The 18,836-nt window shown below is 66.7% G+C and carries 19 protein-coding genes; 10 read left to right on the top strand and 9 right to left on the bottom strand.

Going from position 1 to position 18,836, the window contains the following annotated elements; genetic code table 11:
* Positions 1 to 270 precede the first annotated feature (270 nt).
* The gene (locus AC07XB_RS14655; RefSeq protein ID WP_492828179.1) at positions 271 to 1,275 is read right to left on the bottom strand and encodes a tripartite tricarboxylate transporter substrate binding protein; all 1,005 of its coding nucleotides are present in this window, start codon (positions 1,273 to 1,275) and stop codon (positions 271 to 273) included.
* 226 nt (positions 1,276 to 1,501) lie between these two features.
* Between AC07XB_RS14655 and AC07XB_RS14650 the strand changes: the two genes are divergently transcribed.
* Genes AC07XB_RS14650 through metC form a run of 5 tightly spaced genes read left to right on the top strand, consistent with a single transcriptional unit; the run spans position 1,502 to position 5,973 of the window.
* Positions 1,502 to 2,350: a transporter substrate-binding domain-containing protein gene (locus tag AC07XB_RS14650; RefSeq protein WP_492373176.1), complete on the top strand. Its 849-nt coding sequence runs from the start codon at positions 1,502 to 1,504 to the stop codon at positions 2,348 to 2,350.
* Positions 2,350 to 3,096 (top strand): amino acid ABC transporter permease, encoded by a 747-nt coding sequence (locus AC07XB_RS14645; RefSeq protein WP_492373175.1) that lies wholly within the window; start codon positions 2,350 to 2,352, stop codon positions 3,094 to 3,096. Before AC07XB_RS14650 ends, AC07XB_RS14645 begins: the two co-directional genes overlap by 1 nt.
* A complete protein-coding gene (locus AC07XB_RS14640; RefSeq protein ID WP_492810747.1) occupies positions 3,083 to 3,886 on the top strand; it encodes an amino acid ABC transporter permease in 804 nt (267 codons plus the stop codon). Before AC07XB_RS14645 ends, AC07XB_RS14640 begins: the two co-directional genes overlap by 14 nt.
* Positions 3,873 to 4,730 (top strand): amino acid ABC transporter ATP-binding protein, encoded by an 858-nt coding sequence (locus AC07XB_RS14635; protein WP_416052955.1) that lies wholly within the window; start codon positions 3,873 to 3,875, stop codon positions 4,728 to 4,730. Before AC07XB_RS14640 ends, AC07XB_RS14635 begins: the two co-directional genes overlap by 14 nt.
* A gap of 34 nt (positions 4,731 to 4,764) precedes the next feature.
* Positions 4,765 to 5,973: a cystathionine beta-lyase gene (gene metC / locus AC07XB_RS14630; protein WP_492828182.1), complete on the top strand. Its 1,209-nt coding sequence runs from the start codon at positions 4,765 to 4,767 to the stop codon at positions 5,971 to 5,973.
* Positions 5,974 to 6,178: 205 nt separating this feature from the next.
* Here metC and AC07XB_RS14625 read toward each other — a convergent pair whose 3' ends face one another.
* A complete protein-coding gene (locus AC07XB_RS14625) occupies positions 6,179 to 7,597 on the bottom strand; it encodes an NCS2 family permease (RefSeq protein ID WP_492810742.1) in 1,419 nt (472 codons plus the stop codon).
* Positions 7,598 to 8,121: 524 nt separating this feature from the next.
* On the opposite strand from AC07XB_RS14625, the gene AC07XB_RS14620 reads away from it, so the two are divergent.
* Complete coding sequence (locus AC07XB_RS14620) at positions 8,122 to 8,835, top strand: hypothetical protein (protein WP_492828184.1); 714 nt, start codon at positions 8,122 to 8,124, stop codon at positions 8,833 to 8,835.
* On the opposite strand, the gene AC07XB_RS14615 is transcribed toward AC07XB_RS14620, so the two are convergent.
* The 4 genes from AC07XB_RS14615 to AC07XB_RS14600 all read right to left on the bottom strand — a co-directional run bounded on the left by AC07XB_RS14615 (position 8,826) and on the right by AC07XB_RS14600 (position 13,089).
* Positions 8,826 to 9,923 carry a tetratricopeptide repeat protein gene (locus AC07XB_RS14615; protein WP_492828186.1) on the bottom strand — a complete coding sequence of 366 codons (1,098 nt, stop codon included), beginning with the start codon at positions 9,921 to 9,923 and terminating at the stop codon, positions 8,826 to 8,828. The genes AC07XB_RS14620 and AC07XB_RS14615 overlap by 10 nt on opposite strands.
* Positions 9,924 to 10,033: 110 nt before the next feature.
* Positions 10,034 to 11,209 (bottom strand): CaiB/BaiF CoA transferase family protein, encoded by a 1,176-nt coding sequence (locus tag AC07XB_RS14610; RefSeq protein ID WP_492828188.1) that lies wholly within the window; start codon positions 11,207 to 11,209, stop codon positions 10,034 to 10,036.
* 62 nt (positions 11,210 to 11,271) lie between these two features.
* Positions 11,272 to 12,249, bottom strand: coding sequence for a Bug family tripartite tricarboxylate transporter substrate binding protein (locus AC07XB_RS14605; protein ID WP_492828190.1), 978 nt, complete (start codon positions 12,247 to 12,249; stop codon positions 11,272 to 11,274).
* Positions 12,250 to 12,324: 75 nt separating this feature from the next.
* Entirely contained in the window at positions 12,325 to 13,089 is a 765-nt protein-coding gene (locus tag AC07XB_RS14600) for an enoyl-CoA hydratase/isomerase family protein (RefSeq protein WP_492373169.1), read from the bottom strand.
* Positions 13,090 to 13,162: 73 nt separating this feature from the next.
* Between AC07XB_RS14600 and AC07XB_RS14595 the strand changes: the two genes are divergently transcribed.
* From AC07XB_RS14595 to AC07XB_RS14580, 4 genes are all read left to right on the top strand, one after another.
* A complete protein-coding gene (locus tag AC07XB_RS14595; RefSeq protein ID WP_492373168.1) occupies positions 13,163 to 13,846 on the top strand; it encodes a GntR family transcriptional regulator in 684 nt (227 codons plus the stop codon).
* Positions 13,847 to 13,997: 151 nt separating this feature from the next.
* Positions 13,998 to 14,618 carry a flavin reductase family protein gene (locus AC07XB_RS14590; protein ID WP_492373167.1) on the top strand — a complete coding sequence of 207 codons (621 nt, stop codon included), beginning with the start codon at positions 13,998 to 14,000 and terminating at the stop codon, positions 14,616 to 14,618.
* 188 nt (positions 14,619 to 14,806) lie between these two features.
* Entirely contained in the window at positions 14,807 to 15,286 is a 480-nt protein-coding gene (locus AC07XB_RS14585) for a nuclear transport factor 2 family protein (protein WP_174425015.1), read from the top strand.
* 194 nt (positions 15,287 to 15,480) lie between these two features.
* Entirely contained in the window at positions 15,481 to 16,041 is a 561-nt protein-coding gene (locus tag AC07XB_RS14580; protein WP_492373166.1) for a TetR/AcrR family transcriptional regulator, read from the top strand.
* A gap of 33 nt (positions 16,042 to 16,074) precedes the next feature.
* Here the strand turns inward: AC07XB_RS14580 and AC07XB_RS14575 are convergent, their stop codons facing one another.
* From AC07XB_RS14575 to AC07XB_RS14565, 3 genes are all read right to left on the bottom strand, one after another.
* Positions 16,075 to 16,644, bottom strand: coding sequence for a hypothetical protein (locus AC07XB_RS14575; protein ID WP_492373183.1), 570 nt, complete (start codon positions 16,642 to 16,644; stop codon positions 16,075 to 16,077).
* A gap of 206 nt (positions 16,645 to 16,850) precedes the next feature.
* The gene (locus AC07XB_RS14570; protein ID WP_492828191.1) at positions 16,851 to 17,168 is read right to left on the bottom strand and encodes a DUF4148 domain-containing protein; all 318 of its coding nucleotides are present in this window, start codon (positions 17,166 to 17,168) and stop codon (positions 16,851 to 16,853) included.
* Between the two features lie 185 nt (positions 17,169 to 17,353).
* Entirely contained in the window at positions 17,354 to 18,832 is a 1,479-nt protein-coding gene (locus AC07XB_RS14565; RefSeq protein WP_492828192.1) for an efflux transporter outer membrane subunit, read from the bottom strand.
* Between the last annotated feature and the right edge of the window lie 4 nt (positions 18,833 to 18,836).

Genomic DNA, 18,836 nt, shown 5'->3' with positions numbered 1-18,836 from the left:
GAGGGACCCATGTCTGAGTATCGCCTTAAGGCGATGCGAGTTTGGGTCCCGGCCGCTCTTTTCGTCGAAGCCCGAGGAGGTAGTCGCCCCATCCGGCGCGCCTTCTTTGCCTACTTTCTTGGCAAGACAAGAAAGTAGGTCTGTCGCCGCCCCGCAGGGGTGGTGAAACTGCAGTTGCCTTTGCCGTTGACTTACCTCAACGACACAACGACACAACGACACAACGACACAACGACACAACGACACAACGACACAACGACACAACGACACTTACCGCAACGACATCCCCGAAGCCAAAATCACCGAAGCATACCTAGGCAAATCCCGAGCCAACGTAGCATCCAGCTTCTGCGCCGAAGACCCCACCACAACATACCCCGCATCCTCCAGCTGTCCCCGCGTAGCCGGCACATCAAGCACAGCCGCAACATCGCGGCTAATGCGATCCACCACATCAGCAGGCGTAGCCGCAGGCGCAAGCAGCCCCTGCCAGCTTTCCACCGCGAAACCCGCAGCACCTGCCTCCGCCATGGTCGGCACCTGTGGCAGCGCCTTCGAGCGATAGGGCGTGGTCACCGCCAGCGCAGTCAGCCGGCCGGAGCGCACGTAATCGGTCACCGCCGCGAGCGTGATCAGTGTTGCGTCGATATGCCCGCCAAGCAGGTCCACCGTGGCGGGCGCGCCCCCGGCGTAGGGAATGTAGTTGACCTTGATGCCGGTCTGGCGCGATAGCATTTCATGGGCCACGTGGGCAATGCCGCCATTGCCCGGCAGGCCAAGCGTGACCTCGCCGGGCTTCTTGCGTGCCAGCGCGATGTAGTCCTGCAGGTTGCGCACGCCAAGATCCGGCCTGGCGACCAGGATCTGCGGATTCACCACCGCCTTGCTGACACCGCGAAACGCGCGGCTCGCATCGTACGGCAGCGTCTTGAACAGCGAGGCGTTCAGCGTCACGCCTTCGCCACCCAGCAGCAAGGTGTAGCCGTCTGGCTTGGCCCGCGCCACCTGCGCGGCACCCAGGGTGCCGCTGGCGCCCACCACGTTTTCCACCACCACGGGCTGGCCCCATTTCTCGCTGAGCTTGAGCGCCAGCGTACGCGCGAGCTTGTCGGCGCTGCCGCCGGGCGCCACCGGCACCACGATGCGCACGGGACGCGCGGGGAAGGCCTGCGGGGCCTGCGTGGCATAGCTGTGAAAGGGTACGCCAGCGATGGCCGCCGCCGCAGCGGCGACGGGCAGGCAGAGAAGGGAGCGGAACAGGGTGCGACGTTGCATGACGGTAATGCCTGAGGCGAATCGAGCGCAAAGCTTAGAAAGCGTGGCCCCTGCGGCCAACGAATCTTTCCGCGCATGGATATGCGGCCGCGCTGTGCTGCCACGGGAAACGGAATGCGCATAACGATTGGCTCTTTTATTCGTTCCGTGCCCGGCGGCGCTTGCGTACAGTTTGTCGGCTGCATTGCACTAACCACGACTTAGCCAACAAGAACTCGAACACACCATGACCCGCACTCTTTCGCTGCGCTCCCCGCGTCCTCTCGCCTTCGCTGCCGCCTTGCTGGCCGGCACTTTCTTTGCCGGCGCCGCGCAGGCCGACGCCACGCTCGACAAGATCCGCCAGCGCGGCAAGATCGTGGTCGGCATCATGCTGTCCGGCAGCGCTTTCGGCTCGATCGATCCCGCCACGCAAAAGCCCGTCGGCTTCAATGCGGACCTCGCGCAGGACTTGGCCAGGCAGCTCAATGTGGAGCTGGAAACGGTGCAGGTGCAGCCGTCCAATCGCGTGCAGTTCCTGCAGCAGGGCAAAGTCGACGTGCTGATCGCGGCGATGGAATACAACGCCGAGCGCGGTGAGCAGCTGGGCCACGTGCCTACGCCTTACTACCGTGTGGGCGGTGCGGTGATCGTGCCCAAGCAAAGCGATATCCGCCGCTGGGAAGACTTGAAGGGCAAGACGGTGTGCATCTCGCAGGGCAGCAGCTATACGCGCCCGGTGCAGGTGGAATACGGCGCCATCCCGAAGGGCTTCAAGGGCTCGGCGGAATCGCTGCTGGCGCTGCGCGGTGACAACTGCGCCGGCGCCGTGCACGACAACACGCTGCTGCAGCCTCTGGTGCGGGGCAACCCGGAATGGCAGAACTACCGCATCGTGCTGCCTGAACTTAATCCCGCGCCGACCGTGATCTGGACCCGCAAGGGCGAGCAGGACACCATTTCTGCGGTGGACCGCATCGTGCAGAACTGGCATCGCAGCGGCTGGCTGGTTGCCACCGAAAAGAAGGCCGGCATTCTGCCGCCGTCGCCGGCGCTGACCGAGCTGCATGACAAGTTCAAGGGCGGCCGTTCCTGATGGAAGCAGCGATTGCCTGGTGGATCGATGCGGCGCACCGCATCGGCCTGAACTACGCGTTCCTCGCCGATGCCTATGACCGCGCCTCCTTCGTGCATGGCGCCTGGGTAACCATCCAGCTGGTACTTTGCACCCTTGCCGGCAGCCTGGTCGCCGGAGTGGGAATGGCGGCGGCGCTGACCTCGCGCAACGCGCTGCTGGCCGGTGCCACGCGCGCGTTTGTGGAAATCACCCGCAACACGCCAACCCTGGTACAGCTCTACTGCGCCTTCCTGGTTCTCAACATGCTGATCACCCATGCCTTGCAGGACGCGCAGCGGACCAATCCGCTTACGCCGTTCCTGTGGGTGGTGGTGGTGCTGTCGCTGCACAAGGGCGTGTTTCATGCCGAAGCCTTGCGCGCTGGCATCGAGGCGGTGCCCAAGGTCACGCTGGAGGCGGCGGCGTCGCTCGGCTTTGATCGCCGTACTTTGCTCTGGCGCGTGCAGTTGCCGCTGGCGGTGCGCTTTGCCCTGCCTGCCCTGGTCAACAATTCCGTGGAGCTGGTCAAGGCCACGGCGGTGGCGTCCGCGATTGCGGTGGGCGATATCACCTACGCCTCCATCATGATCTGGACCCAGCGCGACAACGTGCTGGAACTGATGGTGCTGTTGCTGTTGTTCTTCGGCCTGCTGACCTGGGTGGTCAGCCAGGCGGGCAACTGGCTGGAACTTCGACTAAGGATGCCCGGCTATGGCGAGCGCTGATTCCACTTTTCTCTCCGCGCCCGCAACGTCGCGCGCCGGTCGTTATGCGGGGCTGCTGTGGCTCCTGCCGCTGGTGGCGGTGGCGCTCGCGGCGACCCGCCATCCGGACCTGGCCCGCGCGCTGGCCAGCGCCTGGCAATGGTCGCCGGCGCTGGTGCGCGGCTTCCTGGTCAATATCGGCGTGAGCCTGCTGGCGATCTTGCTGGGCACAGCCGGCGGGCTGCTGGTCGGCGCCTTGCGCTTGTCGCCGGTGGCGCTGCTGTCGCGCCCGGCGCATCTATACGTGCAGGTGTTCCGCAATGCGCCCTGGCTGGTGCTGATCTACTTCTCCACCTACGTCTTCCCGTTCGAGGTGAATATCGGCAGCCATATCGTGCCGTTCCCCGACTGGTTCAAGGTGGTGGTGGGGCTGGCGCTGCCGGCCAGCGCCAATGTGGCCGAGGTGCTGCGCGGCGCGGTGCAGTCGATCCCGCTCACGCAGTGGGAGGCGGCCAGCTCAATGGCGTTCTCGCGCTGGCAGATCCTGCGGCTGATCATCGTTGCGCAATGCGTGCGCCGCATGCTGCCGCCGTGGATGAACCTGTACGCCACGCTCACCATGGGCACCGCGCTGGCCTCGCTGGTGGGCGTGCACGATCTGCTCGATACCGCGCAGATCGCCAGCAATACCGTCAACCAGACCGCCTTTACCGTGCTGATCTATTTCACCGTGCTGGCGATGTTCTTTGCCTGGTGCTACCCGATTTCGCGCTTCACCCGTTTCCTGGAACAAAAATATGCTGTTGCCTGAACATAACGGCGGACCCGTGTTGTCCGTGGTCCCCGAGGCTGCCGCGCCGCTGGTTGCGCTCAAGGACGTGCACCTTGCCTTTGGCGGCAACCCGGTGCTCAAGGGCATCGACCTGGAAGTGCGGCGCGGGCAGGCGGTGTCCATCATCGGCCCGTCCGGCTCGGGCAAGTCCACCATCCTGCGGTGCCTTACCGGCCTGCTGGAGCCGCAGCAGGGCACGGTGACGGTCGGCGGCGTTGCAGTGCGCGAGCTGCGCAGCGAGGCCGAGCGCATTGCGCTGCGCAAGCGTGTGGGCTTTGTCTTCCAGCAGTACAACCTGTTTCCGCACCTGACCGTGCTGCAGAACCTCACCATCGCGCCGTTGCGCGTGCTGGGGCGCGGCCGCGCCCAGGCGGAGGCCACGGCCATCGCGTTGCTGCGCAAGGTGCGCCTGGCCGACAAGGCCGGCGCGTATCCGGGCGAACTCTCCGGCGGCCAGCAGCAGCGCGTCGCGATTGCCCGCGCGCTGGCCATGGAGCCCGAGCTGATCCTGTTCGACGAGGTGACCTCCGCGCTGGACCCGGAGACGGTGGGCGAGGTGCTGACCGTGATCGGCGACCTGGTCGAGGAGGGGCTGACCTGCCTGCTGGTGACACATGAGATGCGCTTTGCCGAAGAAATCAGCGACGAGGTCTACTTCACCGAAGGCGGGCGCATTGTCGAGCATGGCCCGGCCAGCCGCATTTTCAGCGCGCCGCGCAGCGAGCGCACGCGCGCCTTTCTCAACCGCTCGCTCGGCGCGGCCCCGCGTGCGCAGGCCGATCCCTTCGTCTTCTCCTTCGACAAGCTGCGCTTCGCTGTCTGAGCGCGGCGCAAGCCACCATCCCAATCCAGGAACCATGAGCCATCATCGCGATACCCAACTGATCCACGCCGGCACGCCGCCCTTTGTCCAGGGCCACGGCCCGGTCAATGTGCCGGTGGTGCGCACCAGCACCGTGCGCTTCGAGAACTCGGACGCCTATGACGATATCCGGGCCCGCCATGCGCGCGGCGAGCGTGTCAGCTCCTATGGCCGGCAGGGCATGGATACGCACCGCGCGCTGGAAGGTGCGATTGCCGCGCTCGAAGGCGGCAACCGCACCTTCCTGGCGCCCTCGGGGCTGGCTGCGATCTCGCTGACGTTCCTCGCGCTGCTGTCGCCGGGTGACCATGCGCTGGTGGTGGACAGCGTCTACGCGCCGGTACGCAGGCTGGAGCAAACGCTGCTGCGCCGCCTGGGCATCGAGGTCAGCTACTTCTCTCCCAGCCAGGACGATCTGGACGCGCTGATCCGCCCCAACACGCGGCTGCTCTACCTGGAGTCGCCCAGCTCTCTGCTCTACGAGGTGCTGGACCTGCCGCGCCTTGCGCAGATCGCGCACCGCCATGGCGTGGTGGTGGCCACCGACAATACGTGGGCTTCCGGCCATGTGCTGCAGCCGCTGGCGCTCGGCGTGGATGTATCGATCCTGGCATCGACCAAGTACATCAGCGGCCATTCCGACCTGATGCAGGGCGCGGTGGTGGTCAAGGACGAGGGGCTGGCGCGCCGCATTGCCGATGCCTACGATGGCTTCGGCCTGGCCATCAGCGCGGACGATGCCTACCTGGCGCTGCGCGGCATCCGCACGCTGGCCGTGCGGCTGGCCCAGCACCAGCGCAATGCCTTGGCGGTGGCACAGTTCCTGCAAGCGCATGAGGCGGTAGGGCGGGTGTTCTATCCGGCCTTGCCCTCGGACCCCGGACACGCGCTGTGGCTGCGGGATTTCTCGGGCGCCAACGGGCTGGTCTCGTTCGCGCTGCCCACCGCCGATGTGGCGGCGGCGCGCAAGCTGGTGGATTCGCTGAGCCTGTTCGGGCTGGGGGCTTCGTGGGGCGGCTATGAAAGCCTGGTGCAGGTGGCAGCGCCGGAGCGCCTGGCGGAACACTCGTACTGGCGTGGCGCCGAGCCGGTGATCCGCCTGCATATCGGCCTGGAAGCGCCGGAGGATCTGATCGCCGACCTGGCGCAGGGACTGGCAGCGACGGTGCAGGCATCCGTGCCGCAACGGCGCGCGGCGGCCTGAGTCTGCGCGATTTGCGGCCATTCGCGAGAGGGCGAGGCCGCTAAAAAAAGAAGCGGGACGGGAATTCGCCCGCTTCGCAAAAAAGCCAGTGTCATCGTTGCGCTGGCTTTCAGTACCCGCTTGCGTGGCAACACCGCATGGCCCGTCGGACCGCGCGGTGTCGCCTCTCGATACCGGCCGCTGGCAGTGCCACGGCCGTCAAGGCTCAGATCGCCCAGCCGCCGCCGTAGAAAACGGCCAGCGCCAGCGCGATGCCCACGGTGCCCACATTCAGCTTGCGGTATTCACCGGCCACGATGCGGCCGATCACCAAGGTGCAGAAGCCCAGCATGATGCCCGTGACGATATTGCAGGTCAGCACGATAAAGACCGCGCAGACCAGGCCGGCCATGGCGTCGACCATATCGTCCATATGCAGCTTGCTGACGCTGCTGAGCATCAGCAGGCCCACATACATCAGGGCAGGTGCCGTCGCGTACGAAGGCACCAGCCCGGCCAGCGGCGAGAAGAAGATCACTGCCAGGAAGAGCAGGCCGACTACCACCGCGGCCAGGCCGGTCTTTGCGCCAGCGGCCACGCCAACGCTCGATTCGATGTAGGCCGCAGCGGGCGCGCCACCGAAGAAGGCCGAGAAGATCGAGCTGAGCGAGTCCGTGGTCAGGGCACGGCCGCCGTTGGGGATCTGGCCCTTCGCATCGAGCTGGCCGGCCTGGCCCGCGACGGCGCGGATGGTGCCGGTGGCGTCGAACACGGCCGTCATCACCAGTGCCAGCACGCTAGGCAGCACCGTCAGCGACAGCGCGCCCTTGATGTCCATCGCACCGATCAAGGAGGCATGGCCCGGCGCGCTCAGCGCGGGTAGCGCGAACACGCCAGTGAACTTGACGGCGGGATCAAAGGCCAGGCCCAGCGCGGAGATGGCGACGATCACCAGCAAGATGCCGCCCGGCACGCGGCGCCGTTCCAGCCCGAAGATGGCGGCCAGGCCGAGGATCGACATGACGACCGGGAAGGCGGTGATCTTGCCCAGTGTGACCGGCAGGCCCGCGCCAGGGTTCTTGATCACCAGCCCCACGTCGTTGGATGCGATCAGCAGCAGGAACAAGCCAATGCCGATGCCCGTGCCGTGCGCCACGCCGGCCGGCAGGTTGCGCAGGATCCAGGAGCGCACGCCGGTCACGGAAATGGCGGTGAAGACCACGCCCATCAGGAAGATCGCGCCAAGCGCAACGGCTGGGGAGAGCCCCTGCCCAAGCACCAGCCCGAAGGCGGTGAAAGCGGTCAGCGAGATCGCGCAGCCGATGGCGATGGGCAGCTTGGCCCACACGCCCATCAACAAGGAGCCGAACGCCGCGGTCAGGCAGGTTGCGACGAACACGGCGCTGCCATCGAAGCCGGCCTTGCCGAGCATGCCCGGCACGACGAACACGGAGTAGACCATGGCCATGAAGGTGGTGGCGCCGGCCAATGCCTCGCGGCGCCCGGTGCTGCCGCGCTCGCTGATCTGGAAGTAGCGGTCGAGGAAGCCCTTGGCTTCCATGGATGCGATGGCGTCGATGGCCTTGGCCTCGATCGCGTCGGTGCCGGGGGCGGTGGCACGGCCGGGGAACGGCTGTTCAAGCATGGCGGAGTGTCTCCTTTGTGGTGCGCTGGGGCGGCGGCTACGTCGCTCATACCCAGGCTGTCTCGCTTTTTCGTTGTCGTTGCCGAGGCCGTCATGCGGGCCGCTGCGCACAAGGTCTGTGTCGCATTCGGCACTGCATGCAGCCCGGTACGCCGCTGTCGGCCGCTTGCTCGCCACTCCGTGCTGGCGCTGCCGGTCCGACATGGCGCAAGACTAAGGGAGGGGCAGCATTCGTTCATAACGGCCGGAACATGGCTGACATTGGGAATTGAATATGAGTGGCCGGTTGCGCTGGCGGCTGGCGGGGCGTTCGGAAAAGCGCGGATTGTGGCTGGACGCGGGCAGGAAGGCAACTACCAATGCGGCGATTGTGCGAATGCCGCCCAAATTGTCATGACTGCCGGGACATTGGGTAAGGGGTGGGGTGGCGGGCGCGGCAACTAGACGTACTCGTCTCTTCGCCCCTACACTGCATGGCCGCTCCGGCACATCGAGCGCCTCCACCTAGCCAAGCCATGCACGCCATGCAAGTGACCTTCCGTTGCGATCCGCTGCTGCAGGACAACCTCCCGCGCCCGCAGCCTGCCCAGCAGGCGCTGCCGGACTGGGTGCGGGCGATGCGTCCCAAGGCGTTCTCGCCCCTGCACGGCAGGGACATCCGCACCATCAAGCAATGCCCGCCGTTCATCGATGCCATGACCCATGGCTTTGTGATTCTGCTGCCATGCGACGTGCGCGTGGAGCGGGGCGTGTTCTCGTGGGATTGGGACTTGCCTGAGCCGGGCATCGACGGCCATCCGCGCGCGCCGCTGAGCTTTCACGTGCCGGAGCAACTGGGCGGCACGCCACTGCACTCGGATGCCGTCGCCCTGAAATTCAACAGTTTCTGGATCATCGAGCTGCCGCCCGGGTGGTCGCTGCTGGCGATGCATCCGGCCAACCGCTGGGATCTGCCGTTCCGCACGCTGAGCGGCCTGGTCGATGCGGACCGCTTCCACGACGTGGGCATCAATTTCCCGGCGCTCTGGACCGACGCGGAGTTCGACGGCGTCCTGCCCAAAGGCACGCCTGTCGCGCAGTGCTGCCCAGTGCCGCGCGCGGAGCTTGAGCTGTCTTTCGGCACGATCGACGCCGAGGGCGCCGGGCGCTACGAGAAGCTGGCGGCGGAGGTGCTGACCACGCCCGGCGTGTACCGCAAGCGCTTTCGCGCGCCGCGCGAGCGGGGCGGTCAGTCCTGAGTGCTGCCCGGGCTGCCGAGGCTGGCCAGCAAGGCACGCAAGGCGCCGAGGTCGGCCCATAGACGGCCTTGCGGTCCCGAGCACAGCGCCTGCGCAATGCGGCCGAAGGTCTCCGGCGCAACGAGGTAGGCGTGGGCATAGGCGGCCAGGGCCGCATCCGGCTGGCCGTCTGCCTGCAGCACGATGCCAAGGTTGACCGCCGCCGGCGCAGCGTCCGGCTGGCAGGCCAGGGCGCTGCGCAAGGCGGCCTGCGCGCCGCGCAGGTCACGCCGGTCTTGCCGCACCAGCCCAAGCTGGATCCAGCCGTCGTAGTCATGCGGATGCGCGCCGACGAGGGCTTCCAGCGTGGCTTGCGCGGCGCTCAGGTCGCCGAGTTCTTGCTGCGCGATGGCCAGGTTCAGGCGCGCCTCCCGGCTGCGCGGCTCCAGCGCGACGGCACTGGCAAAGGCGCTGGCGGCCTCGGCCTTGCGCCCGAGCGCATGCAGCACTTTGCCCCGCTGGAACTGCGCGCGCGCGATATTGCCGTCCAGCGCCAGGGCGCGGTCCAGCGCCGCCAGCGCGGCTTGCAGCTCGCCGCCTCTGCGCATCGCTTCCGCCAGTTCGATCCACGCCGGCGCAAAACCCGGTGCCCGCTGGATCAGCAGGCCCAGTTCCGCCACGGCGTCCGCCGCTCCGCTCTGCAACTTGGCGACGCAGGCGAGATAGCTCGGCTCCAGGGCATTGCCGCTGAGTGCGCAGGCGCGCAGCAGGGGCGGCAGCGCCTCTGCCGGCGCGCCATCGGCCAGCGCCGCCCGGCCGGCGATCAGCAGCGAGGGCAGGTGATCCGGCCGCAGCGAGAGTCCCTGCGCGATATGGCGCCGCGCCAGCGTGGCATCGCCACGCTGCAGGGCAATCTGCGCGCTCAACTGGCACACGGCGGGATGCGCCGGATAGCGGCCGATGAGCGCGGCCGCATAGCTGGCGGCGGCATCGATGTTGCCCTGGTTCAGATACGTGATGGCCGCCGTCAGCCCGGCCTCCAGCTCAATGGCCAACTCAACTGCCAGCGCGGCTTCGGGCGCGCTCGGGTCCGTACTCGGCTTGGTCATGGCAAGCGGCGTGGTTGCGGTGGCGCAAGCTTAACCGGTCTGGCCGGCACGCGGCGTGCTTATGCCTGCTTCATTCGCCGCTATCCAGCGCTATCCAACGCCATCCAACGTCAGTCAATGTTGGCATGCTGGCCAAACTCCTCCAGCAGGCTTGCGCGATGCTCGTCCAGCCTGGGCGAGCGCCGGAAGCGGCTCGCGCCTGCCTGGCTGCCGATCTTGATCGGGTTGCCGGCCAGGGTGATCGGGCGGTCCTCGCCGATGCTGGCTTGCAGCAGCATGCCGCGCGCTTGCACATGTGGGTCCTGCACGATGTCGGCCACGCTTTGCAGCGGGCCGTGCGGCACGCCGGCGCCTTCCAGCGCGGCCGACCAGGTGGCGCTGTCCGCATCAGCCAGGCGCGCTTCCATGCAAGTCTTGAGTTCGGCGTGGTGCTGGTTGCGCGCCACCACGGTGGCAAAGCGCGGGTCGGCAGCTAGCTCCGGCAGGCCGAGCGCGGCGCAGAGTTTCTGGAACAGGGTGTCGTTGCCCGCTGCAATCACGATGAAGCCGTCAGCGGTCTTGAACATGTCGAACGGGGTGATGGAGGGATGGCGCGTGCCCAGCGGCGCGGGCACGGCGCCGGTGGCGGAGTGGCGCGCGATGGCGTTTTCCAGCAGCGCGACCTGGCAATCGAGCATGCCGATATCGACGCGTTCGCCAAGCCCTGTGCGGCTGCGCTTGAGCAGCGCGGACTGAATGCCAATGGCGGCATACAGTCCCGCGCCAAGGTCGCCGATGGACACGCCGACCCGCACCGGGTCGCCGCCGGTCTGGCCGGTCACACTCATCAGGCCGCCCATTGCCTGCACCACCATGTCGTAGGCGGGCCGGTCGCGGTAGGGGCCGGTCTGGCCGAAGCCCGAGATCGAGGCATAGACCAGGCGAGGGTTGGCGGCGTGCAAGGCTTCCCATGTAAAGCCGAGCTTTTCCATGACGCCGGCGCGGAAGTTTTCCACCAGCACATCGGCGCCGGCGATCATCGCCGCCAGGACTTCACGGTCGCGCGGGGATTTCAGGTCGAGCGCGATGGATTCCTTATTGCGGTTGACCGAGGCGAAGTACGCCGACTCGCCATCCACGAACGGGCCTACATGCCGGGAGTCGTCACCGCCTGCGGGGTTCTCAATCTTGATCACGCGCGCGCCGAGGTCGGCCAGCATCATGGTGCAGTAGGGACCAGCCAGCACACGGGTCAGGTCCACCACGGTAAAGCCCGCGAGCGGGAGGTTTGCGGCATTGCGAATCATGGAAATCCTTTTGGGCCGGGAGGCCCGGGGTACATCGAACGAGTGCGGGAATGGCGTGCGGCTCAGTCGATCCTGGCGCCGCTGCTCAAAGTCAGGTCTGCCACGGTCTTGCCTTCGCGCTGCGCGAACTGCCGGAACTCCGCGGGCGATGCGGACGGCGAGACTTCCTCGCCGCGGCTGGCCAGCCTGGCCCGCAATTCCGGTTTGGCCAGTGCCTTGGTGGAAGCGGCGAAGAGTTTCTCGATCACGGCGGGCGGTGTTTGCGCCGGGGCAAACAGGCCGTACCAGTTGGTCACGTCGTAGCCTTTGATGCCGGCTTCGGCAATGGTTGGATAGTTCGGCAGCACGGAAGAGCGCTTGGCGGAGGTGACGGCTATGCCGACCACCTTGCCGGTATCGATCATGGCCTGCACGGAAGCCGGCGTGGCAAAGGTGAACTGCGCATCGCCGGCGGCCACCGCCTGCGCGGACGGCGCGCCGCCCTTGTAGGGCACGTGGGTAAGCTGGACGTCGGCCAGCTTGGTGAACTGCACGCCGGCCAGGTGCGTGATCACGCCGTTGCCGGAGGACGAGTAATTGAGCGCGCCGGGGTGCTGGCGGGCTTTCGCCAGCAGGTTGGCCACGCTGGTGATGCCGGATTCCTTGTTGGCCGCCAGCAGCAGCGGCGAGACGGTCAGCCGCGTGATGGGCGCAAAGTCCGTGGGCTCGTAGTGGATGTTCTTGTAGAGCACCTTGTCGCCGCCCATCAGACTGGCCGAGGCGATATACAGGGTGTAGCCATCGGCCGGCGCCTTGGCCACGGTCTCGGCGGCAATGGTGGTGCCCGCGCCAGGCTTGTTGTCGACGATAACCGGCTGCCCGAGTTCCTTGGAGAGCGCGTCGCCATACAGCCGCGCCACGTTGTCGGCGCCGCCGCCAGCGGGAAAGCCGATCACCACGCGGATCGGCTTGATTGGGAAAGCGTCCGCCGCCAGCGCGGGGCCGGCCAGAGCGGATGTGGACGCTAGCAGGAACAGCAGGGTTGGGTGCCGCTTGATCATCGTTGTCTCCGGGTTTTGTTTTTTGCTTTCTGTGTTCTGTGTTCTGTGTTCTGTGTTCTGCTTTCCGCGGCGCGCCTACCTGCCGGTGAATACCGCGGCGCGTTTCTCGCGCCAGGCGGCCGCGCCCTCGCACAAATCCGCCGACGCCCCGGCCCGCGCGATCTCGCGTTCCAGCGCGGCCGTGTCCAGCGCGCCGCGCGCGATCTGGTTCAGTGCCTGCTTCATGCCCAGCAGGGCAATGGGCGCCATGCCGGCGAGCGTGGCGCTGAGCGCGTCGACGCGATGCGCCAGGGTGTCGGCCGCGACGATCTCGGTCAGGAAGCCCACCTTGAGCATTTCATCCGCATCGAGCCGGTCAGCCGTCAGGAAGAGGCGCTTGGCGGTGTCCACGCCCAGCCGGCTGACATAGCGCTCCAGCCCGCCCCGGTAGAAATGCAGGCCGAGCCTGGCCGCTGGCATGAACATGTCGCAGTGGGGCACGCCCACGCGGAAGTCGCAGGCCAGGCACAGATCCGTGGCGCCGCCATAGACGCCGCCGTTGACCGCGGCGATGGTGACCGGGCGAGCGGCTTCGATCAGGTCGATCATCTCGCCGAAGGCCGGCGCCCCCGCCTCGTCGGCATTGGCCAGCGCGCCGATGTCGTAGCCGCTGCAGAAATACTTGCCGGTACCGGTGAAGCGCAGAACCAAAACACTCTCCATCGCATTGATGGAGTTGATATGCTCGCGAAGTACCAGCAAATCACGCGGACTAAGCCGATTCGCCACTTCGGGACGTTCAAAGGTGATGGTTGCAACGCTTCCGTCGATGCTGAGCCGGGGTTCGCCGTGTATTTGCATATAAGATTGATGTTTAGATATATTGAGGTCGATTCTAGATATGCCAAAGGAAGCATCAAATCGAGGTTTACCCGTGCAGTCACTCCAGGACCGGATCCGGGAGGCGATTGAGGAAGAGATTCACGCCGGCAAGCTCAAGCCCGGATCGCAGCTGGACGAGCGCGCGCTGGCCGAGCAATTCGACAGTTCGCGCACGCCAGTGCGGGAGGCATTGCTGATGCTGGCGGCGCAAGGCCTGGTGACGATCGTGCCGCGCGCGGGGATCTTCGTGCACAAGCCAACCGTGGCCGAACTGGTGGCAATGTTCGAGACGCTGGCTGAGATGGAGGGCGTGGTGGCCCGGCTGGCAACGCAGCGCATCAGCGAGGCGGGCAGGGCGGCGCTGTCGTCGGCGTTCGAGCATGGCCGGGCCTTTGTGGAGGCGGCCGATACGCCGGGCTATGTGGATGCCAACCGTGATTTCCACGACGTGCTGTATCAGGCTACAGCCAACCCTTATCTGGCTGAGCAGATTCGCATGCTGCGGCGGCGGCTGGCGATCTACTGGCGCCATCGCGGACTCATCAACCCCGCTCGCGTGCCGAGTTCCTTCCAGGAGCATGGCGTGATCGTGGCGGCGGTACTGGCGGGCGATGCGGACGCAGCGGCTGACGCGATGCGCGCGCATCTTTCGGCGGGTGGCAAGGCCGTCGCCGATCTGGTGTTGCTGGCGCAGGACGCTTATGACGAGCCGGCCGCCACCGCGGGAGGGCGCTGAGCCAACCGCGCCGCGCCGAACGCGCTGGCGCGGCAACTGGTAGCATCGCAGACGGCTTGTCTGGCACCTGCGGGCGCCCGGCAACATCTGGTCAAGGAGGCGGCGGCGCTGCCTCCGCTTCTCAACGCTGTTTTCCCGAGTCTCCCGCTTCGTGTCCGCCGAACCCTATTTCTACGAGCCCGCCAACGGGCATGGCCTGCCGCATGATCCCTTCAACGCCATCGTCGGGCCGCGCCCGATCGGCTGGATTTCGTCGCGCGGTGGCGATGGGATCATCAACCTCGCGCCCTATAGCTTCTTCAACGCCTTCAACTACACGCCGCCCATCGTGGGTTTTTCCAGCATTGGCTACAAGGACAGCGTGCGCAATATCGAGCAGACCCGCGAGTTCTGCTGGAACCTGGCCACGCGGCCGCTGGCCGACGCCATGAACGCGAGCTGCGCGGCCGTGCCGCCGGAGGTCGACGAGTTCGAGCTGGCAGGGCTCACGCCGGTAGCGTCGCGCCTGGTCGCGGTGCCGCGGGTGGCGCAAAGCCCGGTCTCGTTCGAATGCAAGCTCACCCAGCTGATCCAGCTCGAAGGTTTCGACGGCAATAAGGTGCCGACCTGGCTGGTGTTGGGCGAGGTGGTTGGCGTGCACGTGGACAAGGCGCTGTTGAAGGACGGCATCTATGACACTGCCGCAGCCCGGCCGATCCTGCGCGGCGGCGGCCCGGCCGACTACTTCGAGATCGGGCCCGAGGCGCTGTTCCGCATGCGGCGCCCGCGCTGAGCACTTCCTCGGCGCTGATGGCGGATTCCAGGCCGGCTGATCGCCGGCTTTTTCACGCCTGCAGATTCGCCTTGACAGACAGACCTGTCTACCAAAATAATGTAGACAGGTCTGTATCATTTTGGGTTCGCCGAATAGGCTACAGGCCGCCTTTTTCAATTCACTGCTGTCGCAGCCAGGAGAAGTCGATGTCGTCCAACCCCGAAATCCGTCCGCCCGTGCCCCCGTTCACCCGTGAAACCGCCATCCAGAAAGTTCGCGGCGCCGAAGACGGCTGGAACAGCCGCGACCCTGAGCGTGTGGCCCTCGCCTACACCGTCGACAGCGCGTGGCGCAACCGCGCGGAGTTCGTAAACGGGCGCGAGGCCATCGTCGGCTTCCTGGCGCGAAAGTGGCAGAAGGAACTGGACTACCGCCTGATCAAGGAACTGTGGGCTTTCGACGGCAACCGCATCGCGGTACGGTTTGCGTACGAGTGGCATGACGATTCGGGCAACTGGTATCGCTCCTACGGCAACGAGAACTGGGAGTTCAACGAAGCTGGCCTGATGCAGCGGCGTTTTGCGTGCATCAACGATGCGCCGATCAAGGCGTCCGAGCGCAAATTCTTCTGGCCCCTGGGGCGCCGGCCGGACGACCACGCCAGCCTGAGCGATCTCGGCCTTTAAAGGCCATTTAAAAAAGCCAAAAAGACTCTGGCGTCGTTGCGCGGCCTTGGCCGATCCACTTGTACGGTCTGCGGCCGCGCGCCTGGCCAGAGCCGCTTCGCTTCATGTTGAAACAACCCCTTAGTCCGCATAGGCCGATCAGGGATAATCGCCTCACTTTCGTGCCACTTTTCGCAGCAAGGAACACTTCAGCCATGGCCACGCCTTCCGCCCGCGAGCGCATCCTGGATGCCGCCGCCCGCCTGTTCTACCAGGACGGGCTGCGCGCGACCGGCATCGACAAGATCATTGCCGAGTCCGGCGTGGCCAAGATGTCCCTGTACCGGCATTTCGCCTCAAAGAACGAGTTGATCGCGGCCTTCCTCGACCGGCGCCACGAGAGCTGGATGCGCTGGTTCGAGCAGGACGTGGAAGCGCGCTTTGCCGCCAGCCCCGGCCTGGAGGTCATCGCGCACGCGCTGGCCGACTGGTTTTCCGACGAGGATTTTCGCGGTTGCGCGTTTATCAATGCGGTGGCGGAGGCGGGCGCCTCCGGCGAGGGCACTCAGGTGGCGCAATCCGTGGCGCACAAGGCGGAACTGGCGGCCTTTATCGGTTCGCTGGCCAGGCGCCTTGGCCTGCCGGAGCCCGATGCCATTGCCGAAGAGGCGATGCTCTGCGTGGAGGGCATGATCGTGCGGTACCAGATGACGGCCGATCCGGGCGTGGTCGACGCAGGACGGCGGTTGCTGCGCCGGTTGCAGCAAGTGCGTTGAAGGCGGGGCGTAAAGCCCATTTCGGGGCGGCAGTTACAGCGGCGCGGGCTGTGTCTGGGGTGCCTGCGCTGGCTGCGTTGACTGCGCTGGCGCGGCGGGCTTCTTGTCGTTCGTGCCGCTGTAGGCGAAATACTTGGCCTTGGCGCCCTTGGCCCAATACGCCAGGGTGAACTGCTTGCTGTCGCGCGCGTAGAGCATCTCGAGGCTGCCGTTGGCTGCTTCCCACTCGGCGTAGCCGTTCTCGGCACTGGGCTCGGTCTTGCGTTTGGACTCGTAGCGGGCGTCGAGCTTCTTGCTGACGTCATCCAGCGCGGACCGATCGAACGTCAGTGTGACGAGCGCCACCGTGTCGCCCGCGTCGCAGTTCACGATCGCGCGGGTCAGGCCCGGCAGATTGAAACGGTCAAGGTGCTTGAGCTCCACCGTGTCCCCGCCGGCCCACGGCGTGGTGCCTGTCTTGACGCGATTCGGGCCGGGTGTCATCCGCGCGCACTTGGTTTTGCCAAGTTCAAGGCCGAGGGGGGCCGCATCCTTGCCGGGCGGTTGTGCGTGGGCGGCGATCGACGCCAACAGGAGGGCGGCGAGGAGGGGGCGCTTCTTCATCATGGTTTTGGCGAGATTCGAGATCTCGAAACGAACATGAGCGCGATTTTAAGGCCTGCCGCCGCGAGGATAGGTACTTCCGTAGTTTGGCCCAGTGTGTTGAGCAAGCTTTGACGCCGCCGCCGTTTGTGTTTCGCATGGCGCATAGCGCGTTCCGGGCGCGCGATTCGCGGCCGGAACGCGTAGTGTGCAGCGGCGTTGACGCGTCATGCGCCGTAGTAGAAGGCGCTGCGCACGGCGTCGATCTGCGGTTGCAGGCTGGCCTGAGCCTGCGGTGGCATGCTTGCCGCGTCCCCCTTGGCTGCGGCGGCATCTTGCGCGGCCACCTTGGCTTCGGCCGCTTGAATGTCCTGGGGATAGGTCGCGTCGTCGCCGTGGCCCGGCTGGTAGCCGGCTTGCTCCAGCCGGATCAGGTCGGCGCGGACTTCGGCACGGGTGAGTGGCACCTGCTCGCCTTGGGCGAAGGACAGAGCCGGCGCTGCCAGGGCGCAGGACAGCAAGACTGTGCGAACGATTGCTTTCATGGTGCGTTACCTCTTTCAGTTGGAAGGGCCCGGTGTGGCTGGGGCCGCTGCGCTTTCATCGAGATGATGAAAGGCTGTGACCAGTATTGGTTTGGCACGGTGACCTCGGCCTTACCATCTCATTACAATCCCGTCATGCACCGCTGATGCTGCCAATGCCGCTATGCCGCTATGCCGCTATGCCGCTATGGCGCCACGGCAGTCCGTTGCCAGCCGCCGCCCAGTGCCTTGACCAGCATCACACTCGCGATCAACTGGCGTCGGTGCACCAGCTCGGCAGCCCGTTCGCTGCCAAGCGCGGTGCTCTCCAGCACGCTGACATCCAGGTAGGCCACCGCGCCCTTGCGGTAGCGGTCCAGCCCCAGCGCCAGAGCGCGCTCGGACGCTTCGGTGGCGGCTTGCTGGCTGGTGGCCTCTTCCTGCAGCGCATGCAGCGCGGCAAAGTTGTCTTCTACCTCCTGGAAGCCGCGCAGCACGCTTGCGCGATAGTCGGCGGCACTGGCGTCGAACTGGGCGCGCGCGCTGTCGGCCACCGCCTGGCGGCGGCCACCGTCGAACAGCGTGGCGGCCAGTGCGGGGCCGATCGCCCAGAAGCGGCTCGGCGCGGTCAGCCAGCTGGCCAGGCTGGTGCTCTCCAGGCCGCCACCGACGGCGAGCAGCAGGCTCGGGAAAAACGCGGCGCGGGCTACGCCGATCTGCGCATTGGCGGCTGCCACGCGGCGTTCGGCGGCGGCAATGTCGGGGCGGCGCTCCAGGAGCTGCGAGGGCAAGGCGGCCGGCATGGCCGGCAGGGTGGGCAGCACGGCAGTATCGGCCAGTGGCGGCAGCGAGAAGCGCGCTACGGGCTCGCCCAGGAGCGTGGCGATGGCATGCTCCAGCTGAGTGCGGTTCAGGCGCAGGTCGGCTAGCTGCGCCTTGGTGCTTTCGAGCTGCGCCTTGGCTTGCGCCACATCGCCTTCGGTGGCGATGCCGCCACGGTAGCGGTTGTCGGCCAGTTGCAGGACCGTGCCGTAGGCGTCGACGGTGCGCCTGAGCAGATCGATCTCCCGGTCGGCCGAACGCAGGCCGAAGTAGTCGGCGGCCAGTTCGGCCTGCAGGCCGAGGCGCACCGCCGCCACGTCGTCCGCACTGGCCTGGGCGCGCGCCTCGGCGGCATCCACGCCATTGCCGATGCGTCCCCACAGGTCGGGTTCCCAGGAGGCGGTGAGCCCTAGCAGGTGGTCGGGCTCGGTCTTGCCGGCCAGCGAGCGGCCAACCACATTGGCCGAGGTATGGCTGCTGCTGGTGCTCAGCCCGGCGTTGATGGTGGGAAAGTAAGCCGCATGCGCGGCCCGGGCCTGGGCACGGGCGTCTTCCAGCGGGGCCACGGCCTTGCGCAGCGTCTGGCTGGAAACGTCGATGCGGGCTTCGAGCGCGTTGAGCGGCGCGTCGGCATACACGTGCCACCAGTCCGGCGCGATGCCCGCCGGGCCGCCCGGATGCGCCGCGCTGGCGCCGGCTTCCTTGTACGCGGCGGGCGTGTCGACAGTGGGTGGCTGGTAGGCCGGCGCGGTGGCGCAGCCTGTGAGCAGCGCTGCCAGCGCCAACGAGGCGAGCGACGCCGCCAGGCGGCGTGGCCGGGCTGCAGGCACGCGGGTTTGATGAGAACGCTTGGGAGTTTGCATGGCG

The sequence above is a fragment of the Cupriavidus sp. GW821-FHT02F09 genome (assembly GCF_059421605.1).
This window is presented reverse-complemented; position numbering and strand designations above follow the sequence as displayed.

Bases quoted from the DNA above. Each gene is read 5' to 3' on its own strand.
- AC07XB_RS14650 (WP_492373176.1), top strand. From the start codon at position 1,502: ATGACCCGCACTCTTTCGCTGCGCTCCCCGCGTCCTCTCGCCTTCGCT.
- AC07XB_RS14600 (WP_492373169.1), bottom strand. From the start codon at position 13,089: ATGCAAATACACGGCGAACCCCGGCTCAGCATCGACGGAAGCGTTGCA.
- AC07XB_RS14580 (WP_492373166.1), top strand. From the start codon at position 15,481: ATGGCCACGCCTTCCGCCCGCGAGCGCATCCTGGATGCCGCCGCCCGC.
- metC (WP_492828182.1), top strand. From the start codon at position 4,765: ATGAGCCATCATCGCGATACCCAACTGATCCACGCCGGCACGCCGCCC.
- AC07XB_RS14585 (WP_174425015.1), top strand. From the start codon at position 14,807: ATGTCGTCCAACCCCGAAATCCGTCCGCCCGTGCCCCCGTTCACCCGT.
- AC07XB_RS14620 (WP_492828184.1), top strand. From the start codon at position 8,122: ATGCAAGTGACCTTCCGTTGCGATCCGCTGCTGCAGGACAACCTCCCG.
- AC07XB_RS14605 (WP_492828190.1), bottom strand. From the start codon at position 12,249: ATGATCAAGCGGCACCCAACCCTGCTGTTCCTGCTAGCGTCCACATCC.
- AC07XB_RS14640 (WP_492810747.1), top strand. From the start codon at position 3,083: ATGGCGAGCGCTGATTCCACTTTTCTCTCCGCGCCCGCAACGTCGCGC.
- AC07XB_RS14615 (WP_492828186.1), bottom strand. From the start codon at position 9,923: ATGACCAAGCCGAGTACGGACCCGAGCGCGCCCGAAGCCGCGCTGGCA.
- AC07XB_RS14575 (WP_492373183.1), bottom strand. From the start codon at position 16,644: ATGAAGAAGCGCCCCCTCCTCGCCGCCCTCCTGTTGGCGTCGATCGCC.
- AC07XB_RS14655 (WP_492828179.1), bottom strand. From the start codon at position 1,275: ATGCAACGTCGCACCCTGTTCCGCTCCCTTCTCTGCCTGCCCGTCGCC.
- AC07XB_RS14570 (WP_492828191.1), bottom strand. From the start codon at position 17,168: ATGAAAGCAATCGTTCGCACAGTCTTGCTGTCCTGCGCCCTGGCAGCG.
- AC07XB_RS14565 (WP_492828192.1), bottom strand. From the start codon at position 18,832: ATGCAAACTCCCAAGCGTTCTCATCAAACCCGCGTGCCTGCAGCCCGG.
- AC07XB_RS14635 (WP_416052955.1), top strand. From the start codon at position 3,873: ATGCTGTTGCCTGAACATAACGGCGGACCCGTGTTGTCCGTGGTCCCC.
- AC07XB_RS14645 (WP_492373175.1), top strand. From the start codon at position 2,350: ATGGAAGCAGCGATTGCCTGGTGGATCGATGCGGCGCACCGCATCGGC.
- AC07XB_RS14610 (WP_492828188.1), bottom strand. From the start codon at position 11,209: ATGATTCGCAATGCCGCAAACCTCCCGCTCGCGGGCTTTACCGTGGTG.
- AC07XB_RS14625 (WP_492810742.1), bottom strand. From the start codon at position 7,597: ATGCTTGAACAGCCGTTCCCCGGCCGTGCCACCGCCCCCGGCACCGAC.